Here is a 16,022-nt window from a genome sequence, read left to right on the forward strand (position 1 = left end):
TTGCGCGAGGACCGGCGCGAAGCGCAGGTGCTGGTGACGCTGATACTTGGGTGGTTGCCGACGGAACCGAGGCGGTGCCTTCGCGAGCAGGCTCGCTCCCGCACGGATCCGCAAACCCGTGCGGGAGAAGGGCCGCTCGCGGTGAGGCCCGGACGGCCGGCCTAGGCTCTGTGCGAAAAGCCTTGATACTCGGTGATGCTGCGTTGAAAACAGCCTCGGAATGCTCATTTACAACCCGTAAACTCCGCTTCCTCGGCTGTTTTCGCCTTGCCTGACCTTCGTCTCAAGACTTTTCACACAGACCCTAGGCCTTGGGCATCGTCGCGATCATCGAAGGCCGCTGGCTCACCTCGAAGTACCAGTTGGCCAGTTGCGGGTTGGCCGTGCGCCAGTCCATGTCGGGGAAGCGCAGGTCGAGGTAGCCCAGGGCGCAGGCCAGGCTGATCGCGGCGATGTCGAAGTGGCTGGTGAGTTCGGCGATGGCGTCGCGCTCCAGCAGCGCCAGGGTGCGGCGGATCTTGTCGCGCTGGGCGTCGAGCCATTCTTCCCAATGCTTTTCCGGGGCGCGCAGGGCCTGCTCGTAGCGCACCGTGACGGCGGCGTCCATGATCCCGTCGGCCATCGAGGCCAGGGTCAGGCGCCGCCAGCGGGCCGAGCCGTCGCGGGGGATCAGCGGGTTGCCGACGTGCTGGTGGTCGAGGTAGTCGAGGATCACCCGGCTGTCATGGATGACGTTGCCGTCGGCCAGGCGCAGGGCCGGGATCTTGCCCAACGGGTTGTCATGGTTCAGCGCCGCGTTCGGGCTGACGGGGCTCAGCACGCAATCGTGCAGGGCGACGCGGCCCTGCTGGCCGGTCTCATGCAGCAGCACCATGACCTTGCGCACGAACGGGGACAGGGTGTTGTGGAACAGGGTCATGCTGGGGGCGGACATGGGCAAACCTCGGCAATCGGAGAAAATGCAGAGGTCTAGCCTAGTGAGTTCCGGCGCGGCTGGCGAGGGCTTGATGGTGTCTGGTCAGGCTCCTTCGCGGGCAAGTCGAATCGTCGCGCGCCGCTCACGCAGGATCTGTGTCGTGCACAAGGCCCGTGTCTTGCTCAATACCTGTGGGAGCGGGCTTGCCCGCGATGAGGCCCGGCAGGCCTGCACACTCACCGGCGCGCCAGCAATCCCCTCATTCCCAGCCACGCCGGCACGCCCAGGCCGATCCAGCTCAAGGCGTCCCAGATCCCGTCCCCCAGCAGCGCCGCGAACAGCCCGGCGGCGCTGAGCAGCGCGATCACCAGCGGCGTGCTGAAGACTTTCCAGAAGTTCGACCGGCGCGGCTTCATGCTGAGGCCTCCGTCGCTTGCGGCACGGCCTTGGCCGCCTTGCGCCGCACCACCCACAGGTACACGCCGCTGCCGAGCACGATGATGGTCAGCACGTCGAGGGTGGCCCACAGGACCTTCATCGGCATGCCGCCGTAGTCGCCGAAGTGCAGCGGCTGCGACATGCCCATGGCGTCCATGTACCACGGCCGCTCGGCCACGGCCGTGACTGTAAGGGTGCTGGCGTCGATCAGCACCGGTGTCAGCAGGTGCGAGGTCAAGTGGGTGCCGCCCTTCATGAACACCGCGTAGTGGTGTTCGCTGGAGAACCGCGTGCCGGGAAACGCGATGAAGTCCGGCTGCATGTCCGGCGCGGCGTCTGCGGCGATGTCGAGCAGGCGGGTGGCCGGTGCCCGGTGGGTCAGGGGCGGCGCGTCCCGGTAGGGTTCGATCAGGGCGGCGAGCGCGTCGTTGCGCCAGGCGGAGATGAGCAGGTCGGCGCAGGCGCTGATGACGCCGGTGACCCCCACCACCAGCGCCCAGGTCAGGGTGACGACGCCGATCAGGTTGTGCAGGTCGAGCCAGCGCAGGCGGGCGGACTTGTCCCGGCGCACGGTGGCGAAGTCCAGCCGGCGCATGAACGGCAGGTACAGCACCGTGCCGGAGACGATCGCCACTACGAACAGCACCCCCATGAACGCCAGCAGCAGCTTGCCCGGCAGGCCGGCGAACATGTCCACGTGCAGGCGCAGGATGAACAGCATCAGGCCGCCGTTGGCCGCCGGCGTCTCCACGGCTTCGCCGGTGCGGGCGTCGAGCATGAAGGTGTGCGACGAGTTGGGTTCGGTGCCGGCGGTCTTCGCCATGATCGCCAGCACGCCGTCGGGTTCGTCGTCTTCGAAGCCGAAGTACTGCACGACTTCGTCGGGGCGGTGCCGTTCGGCGGCTTCCACCAGTTGCGCCAGGTTCAGGCGCGGGGTGTCGGCGGGCATTTCGCGAAATTCCGGCGCGTCGCCGAGCAGGTGCTCGATCTCGTGGTGGAACACCAGCGGCAGGCCGGTCAGGGCCAACAGCAGCAGGAACACGGTGCAGATCAGGCTGGTCCAGGTGTGCACGAACGACCAGCGACGAATTGTTTTGCTTTTCATTTCATGACCTTCAGAAACGCCAAAGCCGTCCCCGGGGGGACGGCCTGGCTGCGGGGCCGGTTCAGCTCAGTCGCTTACCACTTGTAGGTGGCGCTGGCGACGACGCTGCGCTGGTCGCCGTAGTAGCAGTAGAAGCTGTCGCAGGTGGAGATGTAGTCCTTGTCCAGCAGGTTGGTGGCGTTGATGGCCACCGACGCGCCCTTGAGGCTGTTGTCCAGGCGACCGAGGTCGTAGTGCACGGCGGCGTCGAACACGGTGTAGGCGTCGGCCTTGCCCAGCCAGGTGTTGGCCTTGTCGCCGTAGGTGTTGCCGGTGTAGCGGGCGCCGGCGCCGATGCCGAAGCCGTCGAGCACGCCGGTGTGCCAGGTGTAGTCGGCCCACAGGGACGCCTGCTGGTTCGGCATCAGTTGCAGGCGGTTGCCCTTGTCGTCGCCTTTCTGCACTTCGGACTTGGCCAGGGTGTAGGCGGCGATCACCTTCAGGTTGTCGGTGACGTCGGAGACCGCTTCCAGCTCCAGGCCCTTGACCTTCACTTCGCCGGTCTGGCTGGTGAGCGGGACGTTGTTGACGGTGGTGCTGACCGACACGTTTTTCTGGGTCAGGTCATACACGGCGGCCGTCAGCAGGGTCTTGCTGCCGGGCGGCTGGTACTTGATGCCCATTTCCCACTGCTTGCCTTCGGTCGGCTTGAGCGATTCGGTGGAGCTGGAATCGGCGCCGCTGGTGGGCTGGAAAGACTCGGCGTAGGAGATGTACGGCACGAAGCCGTTGTCGAACACGTAGCTCAGCGCCGCGTTGCCGCTGAAAGCCTTGTCGCGGTCGGTGCTGGTGGCGTCGCCCTTGTTGAAGAACCTGGTGCCGGTGTGCACCCAGTCCTCACGGCCGCCGAGGGTCAGGCGCCATTGGTCGAGGGCCATCTGGTCCTGCACGTACAGGCCGGTCTGGTGGGTCTTCTGGTCGTAGTCGTAGAACGCGGTGGAGCGCGCCGGACGGGTGATCGGCAGACCGTGGATCGGGTTGTTCACGTTGATCGACGGCGCGCTGCCGAAGATCGAGGTGTAGTTGGTGTTGCTGCGCTGGTGGTCAAGGCCCAGCAGCAGGGTGTGGCGGATGTCGCCGGTGGCGAAGTCGGCTTGGAAGTTGTTGTCCACGGCGAATTGGCTGATGTCTTCGTCGACGATGGTGGTCGAGCGGCCGACGTTGCCTTCGTTGTCCACCTGGGTGAACGGATAGGAGCCGACGGTGATGCCCTGGAACGACAGGTCCGACTTGGTGTAGCGCAGGTTCTGCTTGAACTGCCACACGTCGTTGAGGCGGTGCTCGAAGGCATAGCCCAGCGCGTAGTAGGTGCGGTCGTAGTATTCCCAGTCCGGGTCGCCCAGGTTCTTGTGGTGCGAGACCTTGCCGAACGGCATGTCGATCTTGGTGCCCTGCACCGGCAGGAATTGGCTGGTGATGCCGGTGTCGTCGCGGGTGAACTGGGTCAGCAGGGTGAACCTGGTGTCGTCGTCGATGTTCCAGGTCAGGCTCGGCGCGATGTTGTAGCGCTTGTTGTCGACGTGGTCGACCTGGGTGCCGCTGTCGCGCACCACGCCGCTGATGCCGTAGAGGAACTGGCCGGCGTCGTCGATCTTGCCGGTGCTGGCGAAGTTGATCTGACGGTGGTTGTCGCTGCCGTACTGCAGCTGGATCTCGCTGCTGGCGATGTCGCTCGGACGGCGGCTGACCATGTCCAGCAGGCCGCCCGGCGGGGTCTGGCCGTAGACGGACGAGGCCGGGCCGCGCAGCAGCGCGAGGCGGTCCAGGTTCCAGGTTTCCTGTTTCGGGTTGGCGTAGACGCCTTTGGGCAGCGGCAGGCCGTCGAGGAACTGGGTCGGCTCGAAGCCGCGCACGCGCAGCCAGTCGGCGCGGGTGTCGCTGCCGTAACTGCTGGCGGTGATGCCCGGCATGTAGCGCACGGCGTCATCGAGGCTGTGCACGCTGCGGTCGTCCATCTGCTGGCGGGTGGCGACGGAGATCGAGCGCGGGGCTTCGACCAGCGCGGTGTCGGTCTTGGTGCCGGCGGCGGTGCGGGTGGCGGTGTAGCCTTCGGCCGGGCCCCAGGCGCTTTCGGTGTTCTCGACGCCGATCACCGAGGTTTCCGGCAGGGCCATCACGCCTTCCGGCACGGCCACCAGGGTGTAGGTGCCGGTGCCGCTCTGCTCCAGTTGCAGGCCGGTGCCGCGCAGGGCCGCGCGCAGGGCGCCGGCGGCGTCGTACTGGCCGTTGACCGGCGCCGAGGTCTTGCCGGCCGCCAGCGCGGGATCCAGCGACAGCGCGAGGCCGCCCTGGCTGGCGATCTGGTTCAGGGTGGTGGACAGCGGCGCCGCCGGCAGGTTGTAGGCGCGCACGTCAGACGCCTGTTCAGCGGCGATCAGTTGGCTGCTGGCCAGCGGGGTGCAGAGGGCGATGGCGACCGCCAGCAAACTGGGGCGCAACAAGGTGTCTAGCGAACGGGACATACGGCGGCTCCTGAATGGAAATATTTCTCAATTGCCTGTGTGCCGGACGAGATTCGAAAAGTGATAGGGCTGGGCTGAATTTTTTTCGGGCGGTGTGGCCAGGCCGCTTCGGCGCTGCGCAGGGCCCTGTCGCGAGCAGGTCTGCGGTGTTCTCAGGATCATTGTGGGAGCGAGCCTGCCTGCGATGGCGACCGCCCGGACAACGCGGTTCTTCAGGGCTTGGCATCGGCCTTGGCGATGGTGACCCACCACGGCGTGTGGTGTTCGATCTGCACCGGCAGGGTCGGCAGCAGGGCGCTCAGGGCCTTGTCGGTGTCGTGCAGCGGGAAGCTGCCGGTGATGCGCAGGTCGGCGACCTCCGGCGCGGTGCCCAGGTGGCCGCGGCGGTAGCGGCCGATTTCGCGCACCAGGTCTTCCAGCCGCGCGTTGTCCACCACCAGCATGCCGCGGGTCCAGGCATCGGCGCCGGGGTCGAGCGTGGCCACCGGGTCCAGGCCGTCGCGGCGGATCAGCACCTGCTGGCCTTCGCGCAGGATGCGCTCCTGCAGGTCGCTCTGCGGATGGGCGGCCACCGCCGACTGCAGCACGCTCAGGCGGGTGCCTTGCTCTTCGCGCCTGACCAGGAACCGCGTGCCCAGCGCCCGCATGCTGCCTTCGCGGGTCTCGACGATGAACGGCCGGGCATCGCCGTGGCCGGTCTCGATGAGGACTTCGCCTTCCTGCAGCACGATCAGCCGTTGCCGCTGATCGAAGCGCACATCCACCGCGCTGTGGGTGTTGAGGTTGAGCAGGGTGCCGTCCGCCAGGCGCACGGTGCGCTGTTCGCCGGTGGCGGTGCGCTGGTCGGCCAGCCAGTAGTCCAGCGGCAGGTAGCGCTCACTGGCGAACAAGGCCAGGCCGACCACCGCCACCACCCCGGCCAGGCCGCTGCCCAGCTTGCGCACCCGGCGGCGGATGCCTTCGCGCGATTGCAGCAGGGCCGTGCGCGCAGGGCCCTTGGCCACGCTGAAGCGCTGGTCGAGCATGCCCAACTGGCGCCAGGCGCGGGCGTGCTCTTCGCTGGCGGCGTGCCATTTGGCGAATTCTTCGCGCTCCAGCGGGCTGCTGGAATCCAGGGTCAGTTGCCAGGCGATGGCCGCGTCCAGCACATGGGCCGGCACCGGCCGGGAACCGGCGGGGCTCATGTCGGTTCACCGTACAGAGCGATGTAGCACTGGCGGATGCCCTGGGCCAGGTACTGGCGCACGCGGGGCACCGACACGCCGAGCTTCTCGGCGATCTCGGCGTGGCCGAGGCCGTCGAGGCGGTTATAGAGGAAGGCGGCGCGGGCCTTGGTCGACAGTTGGCCGAGCATCCGGTCGATGGCCTTGAGGTCTTCGAGGATCAGTTGCTGCTCTTCCACCGACGGCTGTTCGCCTTCGGGGATCAGCATCAGTTCGGTCAGGTAGGCCTGTTCCAGCGCGGCGCGGCGGAAATAGTCGAACAGCAGGCCCTTGGCGATGGCGACCAGGAAGGCCCGGGGCTCGCGGGGCGCCGGCAGCTCATCGCGGCCGAGCAGGCGCACGAAGGTGTCCTGGCTCAGGTCTTCCGCCCGCTGCGGACACGCCACATTGCGCCGCAGCCAGGCCAGCAGCCAACTGCGATGGTCGCGATACAACGCACCGACGAGCTCACTGTGGGGGCTTTGGGCTGACGACACGATGCATCACCGACTGGGAAGTGTTAACCAACGAGAATTGTTCGCGATTGTGTCAGAGGTGGGAATCGTTAGCAATTGGCCACTGGTCAGGTGGCCGGGTGTTCAAGAGGGGGAGTGCGCTCAGAAGGCGGGCGACTGCTGCCGACGCCTCCACTGGCTCAGGCGCTGCTGCAGGTTCAGCGGGCTGTGGATCTGCTGTTGCCGGGCGCGGCTGAACAGGATCAGCGCCAGCTCGGCGGTGGCCAGGGCATCGGCGCTGGCATGATGGCGCTCGAACACTTCCAGCCGGAACCATCCGGTCCAGTCGTCCAGCCCGGCCTCGCGCAACTGCGCCTGGGGGCACAGCAGCGGCGCGAGATCGGCGACATCGAGAAACACCGACTGCAACTTGTGGCCCAGGTGTTCCTTCACGGCCCGGCCCAGCATGTGCCGGTCGAACGGCGCATGGAAGGCCAGCACCGGGCTGTCGCCGATGAACTCCAGAAGATCGAGCAACGCCTCGGCCGGATCGCTGCCGGCGGCGATCGCGCTCGGCCCCAGGCCGTGGATCAGCACGCTGGGGCCCAGCTTCAGTTCGCGGCATTGCAGGGTGCGTTCGAACTGCTGGCCGAAGTCGACCGCGCCGTCCTCGATCACCACCGCGCCGATCGACAGCACGCGGTCCTTGTTCAGGTTCAGCCCGGTGGTTTCCAGGTCCAGCACCACCCAGCGCTGTTCGCGCAGGCTGCATTCATCCAGCTCGCGGGGCGGCGGCAGCTTCGCCAACCGTTGCCGCAACGGATCAGGCAGGTCGGGGCCGGCCGGCCGCAGCCACGAAAACAGGTTCATAGCTGATACCGCAACGTCAGGCTGCTTTGCAGGCGTTGGGCCTGGCGCAGGGACTCGCGCAGGATGCGCCGGTCCAGGTGGTTGAGGCTGTCGGGATCGACCCGGTTGGAGTAGGGCAGATTCTCCCGGGTCTGGATCTGATGCTGCTGCAGGCGGGTCTGCTGGATGAAGTGGTAGGCCTCCTCGTAGGCCGCGCCGTCCAGGCGGTCGATGACGGCCTTTTCCACCAGGCGGCGGAAGCGTTCCAGGGTGTTGTTGGCGTCGATGCCGTGGGCCAGCGCCAACAGGCGCGCGCCGTCGACGAACGGGGTCAGGCCCTGGACCTTCAGATCCAGCGTGGCCTTCTCGCCGCCCTTGCGCGTCAGCACGAACTCGCGCAGGCGCCCCACGGGCGGGCGGTTGCGCAGGGCGTTCTCGGCCATCATGCGCTGGAACAGGCGGTTGTCGCCGACCTGCTCGAGAATGCCGCGGCGCAGTTGCTCGCAGCCTTGCCCGTCGCCCCAGACCACCCGCAGGTCGAAATAGATGCTCGACCCCAGCAGGTTCTCCGGCGTCGCCTCGCGGATGAACGCGGCGAAGCGCCGGGCCCATTCGGCGCGGGACAGGCACAGCTGCGGGTTGCCGGCCATGATGTTGCCCTTGCACAACGCGAAGCCGCACAGGGCCAGGCTGTGGTTGATCTGCTGGGCGATCGGCAGCAGCTTGCCGCGGATCTCGGCGGCGTGCGCCGCGTCGCGGGCCTCGAACAGGATGCCGTTGTCCTGGTCGGTGTGCAGGGTCTGTTCGCGCCGGCCCTCGCTGCCGAAGCACAGCCAACTGAAGGGCACGCCGGGATCGCCCTTGTCGGCCAGGGTCAGTTCGATCACCCGGCACACGGTGTGATCGTTGAGCAGGGTGACGATGTGGGTGATCTGGGTGGACGACGCGCCATGGGCGAGCATCCGCTCCACCAGTTGGCCGATCTCGCCGCGCAGGGCCACCAGTTGCTCGACCCGCTGCGCGCTGCGGATCGTGCGCGCCAGGTGCACCAGATCGACCCGCTGCAGGGAAAACAGGTCGCGCTCGGACACCACGCCGCACAGGCGCTGCTCCTTGACCAGGCAGACATGGGCGATGTGCCGTTCGGTCATGGCGATGGCCGCGTCGAACGCGCTGTGGTCCGGCGACAGGCAGAAGGGCGACGGGGTCATGTGGCGTTCAATGGGTTCGCTAAGGTCGCCGACGCCTTCGGCCACCACATGGCGCAGGTCGCGCAGGGTGAAGATCCCCAGCGGCGCCTTGTGCCCGTCCACGGCGACGATGCTGCCGACCTGCTGCTCGTGCATCAGCTTCACCGCGTCGCGCAAGGGCGTGGCCGGGGCGCAGGTCACCGGGTGCCGCATCGCCAGTTCGCCAAGACGGGTGTTCAGCGAGTATTGGGTGCCGAGGGTCTCCACGGCTTTCTGCTGGACCTGCTGGTTGACCTGGTCCAGCAGGCTGCTGACGCCGCGCAGGGCGAAGTCGCGGAAAGGCCCGGAGAGCGCGAACAGTTTGATGAACGCCGGTTTGTTCAGTTGCAGGCAGAAGGTGTCTTCGCCGGCCAGGTGTTCGGTGCGGGTCGCCCGTTCGCCGAGCAGGGCGGCGAGGGGGAAGCACTCGCCGCCGGTGATTTCGAACGTGGTTTCGGTGCCGCCCTTGGCGGTGTGGGGCCGTTCGCCGACCACCCGGCCCTGTTTGACGATGTAGAAGTGTTCGACCGGCCCGTCGGCGGGTTTGACGATGCTCTCGCCCTGGCCGTAGAAGCGCAGCTGGCACTGCTCCACCAGGTAGGCCAGGTGGGCATGTTCCATCTGATTGAAGGGCGGGAAGCGCTGAAGGAATTGCAGGGTGCCCTGGATGTTCTGCAATACGGCGGTTTTCCCTGCCTGGGTGAAGGCGTCCGCTTTACTCATGACCATGACCGCAGTTTCTTTGAATTGTTGTTGGAGCGTTGTCGCCATGGTCGGCCCCTGCGGCCGGGGTGCCCATTGGACGTAAGTCTAGGTGGGCAATGCCGTTCGGGACATTTCGGAAATGCCCTACGTTATCAGTCGGATTTTCTTTTTCCGGGCCCTTGGAAAACAATCCGACGAAGTGCACATTGAAGCTCTGCCCAGCGATGTCTGACCACTGTGCCAGGGGAACGACTTGTATACGTAGAGAACGCCATGTCCGATCACGATATTTTGAGCGACGCCGAACAGGAGGCGCTGCGGGACGTCATGCTCGAGCCCGCGCTGCCGCCTCAACGGGCATTGATCGTCGACGACGACAAGGACGCCCGGGAGTTGCTGGCGGAGATCCTCGCCCTGGACGGCATCGGTTGCGTGACCGCCTCCAGCGGCGAAGAGGCGCTCAGGATGCTGATGCCCGACACGGACAACAAGCGGCGGATCGGGCTGGTGATCACCGACCTGCGCATGGAGCACGTGGGGGGCCTTGAGCTGATTCGTCGGGTGCGTGAGTCGCAGCGCGCGGCCCTGCCGATCATCATCGTGTCCGGCGACGCCTCGGTGAAGGACGCCATCGCCGCCATGCACCTGAGCGTGGTGGACTTTCTGCTCAAGCCCATCGACACCGCCAAGCTGCTGCAGCTGGCCAGGCGTGAACTGGGCATGGGGCCCTGACCTTGCTGTGAAGGATTGTGAGGCCGGTATCTGCCCCCAGTTTGATCCCGGTTCCATGCCCGTTGCGGGAGCAACGGTCTTGGTCTGCGGCGGTCTCGCTGACGCCATCGCCAGCCAAGGCGCCCACAAAAAAAGCCCTGACCGCAAGATCAGGGCTTTTTCGTGTCCGGCGTCAGCGCGGGTTACAGGCCGTTGGCCTTCTTGAACTCGCGGCGGCGACGGTGCAGCACCGGCTCGGTGTAGCCGTTAGGCTGTTTGGTGCCTTCGATCACCAGTTCGACCGCCGCCTGGAAGGCGATGTTGCGGTCGAAGTCCGGCGCCAGCGGGCGGTACAGCGGGTCGTTGGCGTTCTGGCGGTCCACCACCGGCGCCATGCGCTTGAGGCTTTCCATCACCTGGGCCTCGGTGACGACGCCGTGGCGCAGCCAGTTGGCGATGTGCTGGCTGGAGATGCGCAGCGTCGCACGGTCTTCCATCAGGCCGACGTCATTGATGTCCGGCACCTTCGAGCAGCCCACGCCCTGGTCGATCCAGCGCACCACGTAACCGAGGATGCCCTGGGCGTTGTTGTCCAGTTCGTGCTTGATCTGCTCCGGCGTCCAGCTCGGGTTGACCGCCAGCGGGATGGTCAGGATGTCGTCCACCGACGCCCGCTCGCGCTTGGCCAGTTCGGCCTGGCGGGCGAACACGTCGACCTTGTGGTAGTGCAGCGCGTGCAGCGCGGCGGCGGTCGGCGACGGCACCCAGGCGGTGTTGGCGCCGGCCAGCGGGTGGGCGATCTTCTGCTCGAGCATCGCCGCCATCAGGTCGGGCATCGCCCACATGCCTTTGCCGATCTGCGCACGGCCTTGCAGGCCGGCGCGCAGGCCGATGTCGACGTTCCAGTTCTCGTAGGCGCCGATCCATTTCTCGGCCTTCATGTCGGCCTTGCGCACCACAGGACCGGCCTCCATGGAGGTGTGGATCTCATCGCCGGTGCGGTCGAGGAAACCGGTGTTGATGAACACCACGCGCTCGCTGGCCGCCTGGATGCACGCCTTGAGGTTGACCGTGGTGCGGCGCTCCTCGTCCATGATCCCGACTTTCAGGGTATTGCGCTTGAGGCCCAGCACGTCTTCGATGCGGCCGAACAGCTCGTTGGTGAACGCCGCCTCTTCCGGGCCGTGCATCTTCGGCTTGACGATGTAGATCGAGCCGGTGCGGGTGTTCTTGCGCGAAGTGTTGCCGTTGAGGTTGTGCATCGCCGCCAGGCAGGTCACCAGGCCGTCGAGGATGCCTTCCGGCACTTCGTTGCCGTGCCGGTCGAGGATGGCGTCGATGGTCATCAGGTGGCCGACGTTGCGCACGAACAGCAGCGAGCGGCCGTGCAGGGTCAGTTCGCTGCCGTCGGCCTTGGTGTAGGTGCGGTCGGGGTTCATGGTGCGGGTGAAGGTCTGGCCGCCCTTGGCCACTTCCTCGGCCAGGTCGCCCTTCATCAGGCCGAGCCAGTTGCGGTAGATCACCACTTTGTCGTCGGCGTCGACGGCGGCCACGGAGTCTTCGCAGTCCATGATGGTGGTCAGCGCCGCTTCCATCAGGATGTCTTTGACGCCGGCGGCGTCGGTCTGGCCGACCGGGGTGCTGGCGTCGACCTGGATCTCGAAGTGCAGGCCGTTGTTCTTCAGCAGGATGGCGAGCGGGGCATGGGTGTCGCCCTGGAAGCCGATCAGTTGCGCCGGGTTGCGCAGGCCGGTTTCGCTGCCGTTCCTGAGCGAGACGGCCAGCTTGCCGTCGACGATCTTGTAGCCGGTGGAATCGACGTGGGAGCCGGACGCCAGTGGCGCGGCTTCGTCGAGGAAGGCGCGGGCGAAGGCGATGACCTTGTCGCCGCGGACCTTGTTGTAGCCTTTGCCTTTTTCCGCGCCGCCGGCTTCGCTGATGGCGTCGGTGCCGTACAGGGCGTCATACAGCGAACCCCAGCGGGCGTTCGAGGCGTTGAGGGCGAAGCGGGCGTTCATCACCGGCACGACCAGTTGCGGGCCTGCGGTGCGGGCGATCTCGTCGTCGACGTTTTGCGTCGTTGCCTGGAAATCGGCGGCTTCGGGCAGCAGGTAGCCGATCTCTTGCAGGAAGGCTTTGTAGGCCGCGGCGTCGTGAGGCTGACCGGCACGGGATTGGTGCCAGCCGTCGATACGGGCCTGGAAATCATCGCGTTTGGCGAGTAGGGCTTTGTTCTTCGGCGCCAGGTCGTGGATGACCTTGTCGGCGCCTTCCCAGAACTGCTCGGCGGTGAGGCCGGAACCGGGAATGGCTTCGTTGTTCACGAAGTCGAACAGGACTTTGGCGACCTGAAGGCCACCGACTTGAACGTGTTCAGTCATTGCTTGCCTCACTCTGCTCAGCTATTTCGCTTTTCAGCTCTTCGAATTGACGATGAAGCCTCTGGCCATTTAAACCACAAACCCCTCTACCAGTACATGCCGTCGCGGGCGGCTGGGTTGGCATCCAATCAACGGCTTGGGGCCTTGCTGACGGGGCTTTCGGGGTTGCGGACGTGCCTTGGGCAGACATCGGTCCAACATTATGTAGTGCGCGCTGCGGCATACTACATGATGACCTGCGGTTGTGAAAATCAGACTAATTACGTCGTTCTGCGACCCCATGACGCATTGCGGTCACGGCGCGGAACGGGATGTTCTCAAAAAAGTGCTGGATTGTTCCAGTTAAATATAAAAAGTTGTACACGATTTGTTCTGTGGCCGGGATCGGCGGTGCCTTGGTTCGCGGGCAGGCCCGCTCCCGCAGAAGTTGGGGCGCCCTGGCGGGCGCCATCGCCAGCAGGCTGGCTCCTACAGTTCCATCCGCGCTGACCCTCTTCGCGAATGGGGTCGGCGGCCCCGCCGCACAGTCTGCCCGCTTGCCTATACTTGCCTTTCCATCACAAAAGTCACGACAGAGGGCTGCGCCATGGATCACCTCGTACTCACCGTCTTCGCCCCGGACAAGCCGGGCCAGGTCGAGCGCATCGCCCAATGCATCGCCGAGCACGGCGGCAACTGGCTGGAGAGCCGCATGTCGCGGATGGCCGGGCAGTTCGCCGGGATCCTGCGGGTGGGCGTGCCGGCGGAGGCTTACGAAGCTTTAGTCGATTCCCTACAGGCGCTGTCGGCCCAGGGCATCCGCGTGCAGATCGCCGAGAGCGGCATCGAGCAGGCCTGCACCTGGAAACCGATCGCCATGGAACTGGTGGGCAACGACCGCCCGGGCATCGTGCGGGACATCACCCGCCTGCTGAGCGAACAGGGCGTGAACCTGGAGCGGCTGGTGACCGAAGTGCGTCCGGCGCCCATGAGCAGCGAGCCGCTGTTCCACGCCGACGCGATTCTGGCGGTGCCGCTGACCCTGTCGCTGGATGTGCTGCAATCGCGCCTGGAGACCCTGGCCGATGACCTGATGGTGGAACTGGTGCTGCGCACCGATCCCTGAGCCCCGGACAGGTTATCCCGTGAAAAGCTGAACCTGCCTGTGGATAACCTGTAGAGACCGTCCGCCAGGCCACGTCCGACGTGGCTTGGCGAAGATTGATCAAAAAATCACCGCCAATCAGCGACTTGCGCACAATCGGCGGGGATCACGCTGTGGATAAGCTTGGGAAGGAACGGTGCAGGCCACGGGAACCGTGGCCTGGGGAGAGGTGTTTGTTTTTTGATCAGGCGCGCCGGCGCAGGCTCACCCAGGCATCGACGCTGTACACCGCCAGACCCGCCCAGATGAACATGAACGCCACGAGGGTGCTCGACGACAGGTGCTCGCCGAACAGCAGCACCGCCTGCAGCAGCACCAGGGTCGGCGCCAGGTACTGGAGAAAGCCCAGGGTGGTGTAGGGTAGGTGCCGCGCGGCAGCGTTGAAGCACACCAGCGGCACCAGCGTCACGGGGCCGGCCGCCACCAGCCACCAGGCCTGGGACGTGCTCCAGAACTCGGCCTGGGCGCTGGCCGCAGTCGGGTTGAGCAGCAGCCAGGCGAGTGCGATCGGCACCAGCATCCAGGTCTCCACCACCAGCCCCGGCAACGCCTTGACCGGCGCCTGTTTGCGGATCAGTCCATAGAAGCCGAAGGACAACGCCAGCGCCAGGGACACCCACGGCAGGCTGCCGACCTGCCACACCTGCTGCGCCACGCCGATGGCCGCCAGCGCCACCGCCAGCCACTGCATGCGCCGCAGGCGTTCGCCGAGGATCAGCATGCCCAGCAGCACGTTCACCAGCGGGTTGATGTAGTAGCCCAGGCTGGCCTCAAGCATGCGCCCGTTGTTCACCGACCACACGTAAGTCAGCCAGTTGGCCGCGATCAGGGTGCCGCTCAGCGCAAGGATGGCCAGGCGCTTGGGGTTTTCCCGCAGCTCGCGCCACCAGCCCGGGTGTTTCCACACCAGCAGCAACAGCGCGCCGAACAGGGCCGACCAGAGCACCCGGTGGATGATGATCTCGACGGCCGGCACGGCGGCGATGGCTTTGAAGTAGAGCGGGAACAGGCCCCAGATGATGTAGGCGCTCAGTCCCAGGATGTACCCGCGGCGCGGGTTGGCGGCTTGCATGCAGAGTCCTTGCTTAGGCAGCTAACAAAGGGGGGATTGTAAGGAGTTTCACCCTGGAATGTCGCAGTCGATCGCTCAGGAATGCGCGCGCAAAAAACGGTAGGAGCGAGCCTGCTCGCGATGGCGTCTGGTCAGGACACGGCGCAATCGCGAGCAGGCTCGCGCCTGCAGGGGGCACTTTCAGGCTGAAAAAGCGGGATCAGAACAGTTTCAGCGGTTCTTCATCCAGCGCCGCCGTTTGCTCGCGCAGCGCCAGCACCTGATCGCCCCAGTAGCGCTCACTGCCGAACCACGGGAAGCTGCGGGGGAACGCCGGGTCGTCCCAACGCCGGGCCAGCCAGGCGCTGTAGTGCATCAGGCGCAGGGCCCGCAGCGGTTCGATCAGCGCCAGTTCGCGCGGGTCGAAGTCGTGGAACTCGTTGTAGCCGTCCATCAGCTCGGCCAATTGTCCGAGGCGTTCCTGGCGGTCGCCGGCCAGCATCATCCAGAGGTCCTGCACCGCAGGCCCCATGCGGCAGTCGTCGAGGTCGACGATGTGGAACACGTCGTCGCGGCACAGCAGGTTGCCGGGGTGGCAGTCGCCGTGCAGGCGGATGTTGCGGTGCGGAGTGGAGGCGTAAAGGTCTTCGACGCGCTTGAGCAGGTCGCGGGCGACGGATTCGTACGCCGGCAGCAGGCTCTTGGGGATGAAATCGCCTTGCAGCAGCGTGTTCAGCGAATCATGGCCGAAGTTGTTCACGGCCAGGGCTTCGCGGTGTTCGAACGGTTGGGTCGCGCCCACCGCATGCAGGCGTCCGAGCAGTTGGCCGAGGCGGTACAACTGGTCGAGGTTGCCCGGCTCCGGTGCACGGCCGCCGCGACGGGGGAACAGGGTGAAGCGAAAACCCTGGTGTTCGTGCAGGGTACCGTCGTTGTGGATCAACGGCGCCACCACCGGGATCTCGCGTTCGGTCAACTCCAGGGTGAAACGGTGCTCTTCCAGGATCGCCGCATCGCTCCAGCGCTGCGGGCGGTAGAACTTGGCGATCAGCGGCTCGCTGCCTTCGATGCCGACCTGGTACACGCGGTTTTCGTAGCTGTTGAGCGCCAGGATGCGCGCGTCGCTGAGGAAGCCGATGCTTTCGACGGCGTCGAGCACGAGGTCTGGGGTGAGGGTTTCAAACGGGTGGGCCATGCTGACTCCTGCGCGCGGCAGGCGGCCGCGTCCGGCCCGGCATGGTAACGCAGGAGGGCGGTGGGTGTCTGTGCCGGCGCCATCGCGGGCAAGCCCGCTCCCGCAATCGCAGTGGGAACAGGCCTGCCGGCGATGAGGGC

At 66.2% G+C, this 16,022-nt stretch carries 13 protein-coding genes; 2 read left to right on the forward strand and 11 right to left on the reverse strand.

The features are described from left to right. Nucleotides 1–304 precede the first annotated feature (304 nt). The 8 genes from KVG96_RS26950 to KVG96_RS26985 form a co-directional block, all read right to left on the reverse strand. Nucleotides 305–934, reverse strand: coding sequence for a glutathione S-transferase (locus KVG96_RS26950; protein WP_217894722.1), 630 nt, complete (start codon nt 932–934; stop codon nt 305–307). Between the two features lie 218 nt (nt 935–1,152). Continuing rightward, complete coding sequence (locus tag KVG96_RS26955; protein ID WP_085586793.1) at nt 1,153–1,332, reverse strand: hypothetical protein; 180 nt, start codon at nt 1,330–1,332, stop codon at nt 1,153–1,155. Then, entirely contained in the window at nt 1,329–2,459 is a 1,131-nt protein-coding gene (locus KVG96_RS26960; protein WP_217894723.1) for a PepSY-associated TM helix domain-containing protein, read from the reverse strand. The genes KVG96_RS26955 and KVG96_RS26960 overlap by 4 nt, the downstream gene beginning before the upstream one ends. A gap of 74 nt (nt 2,460–2,533) precedes the next feature. Next, nucleotides 2,534–4,960 carry a TonB-dependent siderophore receptor gene (locus tag KVG96_RS26965; protein WP_217894724.1) on the reverse strand — a complete coding sequence of 809 codons (2,427 nt, stop codon included), beginning with the start codon at nt 4,958–4,960 and terminating at the stop codon, nt 2,534–2,536. Nucleotides 4,961–5,172: 212 nt separating this feature from the next. Next, nucleotides 5,173–6,144: a FecR domain-containing protein gene (locus KVG96_RS26970; RefSeq protein ID WP_217894725.1), complete on the reverse strand. Its 972-nt coding sequence runs from the start codon at nt 6,142–6,144 to the stop codon at nt 5,173–5,175. Further along, nucleotides 6,141–6,659: an RNA polymerase sigma factor gene (locus KVG96_RS26975; protein ID WP_217894726.1), complete on the reverse strand. Its 519-nt coding sequence runs from the start codon at nt 6,657–6,659 to the stop codon at nt 6,141–6,143. The genes KVG96_RS26970 and KVG96_RS26975 overlap by 4 nt, the downstream gene beginning before the upstream one ends. Before the next feature lie 120 nt (nt 6,660–6,779). Then, the gene (locus tag KVG96_RS26980) at nt 6,780–7,487 is read right to left on the reverse strand and encodes a 3'-5' exonuclease (protein WP_217894727.1); all 708 of its coding nucleotides are present in this window, start codon (nt 7,485–7,487) and stop codon (nt 6,780–6,782) included. After that, on the reverse strand, nt 7,484–9,424 hold the full coding sequence (locus KVG96_RS26985) for a putative nucleotidyltransferase substrate binding domain-containing protein (protein WP_217894728.1): 1,941 nt from the start codon (nt 9,422–9,424) through the stop codon (nt 7,484–7,486). Before KVG96_RS26985 ends, KVG96_RS26980 begins: the two co-directional genes overlap by 4 nt. 249 nt (nt 9,425–9,673) lie before the next feature. Between KVG96_RS26985 and KVG96_RS26990 the strand changes: the two genes are divergently transcribed. After that, nucleotides 9,674–10,132, forward strand: coding sequence for a response regulator (locus KVG96_RS26990; protein WP_217894729.1), 459 nt, complete (start codon nt 9,674–9,676; stop codon nt 10,130–10,132). 182 nt (nt 10,133–10,314) lie between these two features. On the opposite strand, the gene KVG96_RS26995 is transcribed toward KVG96_RS26990, so the two are convergent. Beyond that, nucleotides 10,315–12,492 carry a malate synthase G gene (locus KVG96_RS26995; protein ID WP_217894730.1) on the reverse strand — a complete coding sequence of 726 codons (2,178 nt, stop codon included), beginning with the start codon at nt 12,490–12,492 and terminating at the stop codon, nt 10,315–10,317. A 586-nt stretch (nt 12,493–13,078) separates the two neighbouring features. Here KVG96_RS26995 and KVG96_RS27000 point away from each other — a divergent pair. Next, nucleotides 13,079–13,597 carry a glycine cleavage system transcriptional repressor gene (locus tag KVG96_RS27000; RefSeq protein ID WP_217894731.1) on the forward strand — a complete coding sequence of 173 codons (519 nt, stop codon included), beginning with the start codon at nt 13,079–13,081 and terminating at the stop codon, nt 13,595–13,597. Nucleotides 13,598–13,820: 223 nt separating this feature from the next. Here the strand turns inward: KVG96_RS27000 and rarD are convergent, their stop codons facing one another. Together rarD and KVG96_RS27010 are read right to left on the reverse strand one after the other, a co-directional pair. Next, complete coding sequence (rarD, locus tag KVG96_RS27005) at nt 13,821–14,708, reverse strand: EamA family transporter RarD (protein ID WP_217894732.1); 888 nt, start codon at nt 14,706–14,708, stop codon at nt 13,821–13,823. Between the two features lie 199 nt (nt 14,709–14,907). Then, nucleotides 14,908–15,882 carry a serine/threonine protein kinase gene (locus KVG96_RS27010; RefSeq protein WP_217894733.1) on the reverse strand — a complete coding sequence of 325 codons (975 nt, stop codon included), beginning with the start codon at nt 15,880–15,882 and terminating at the stop codon, nt 14,908–14,910. Nucleotides 15,883–16,022: the final 140 nt, after the last annotated feature.

Source organism: Pseudomonas ekonensis, assembly GCF_019145435.1.
Lineage (GTDB): Bacteria > Pseudomonadota > Gammaproteobacteria > Pseudomonadales > Pseudomonadaceae > Aquipseudomonas > Aquipseudomonas ekonensis.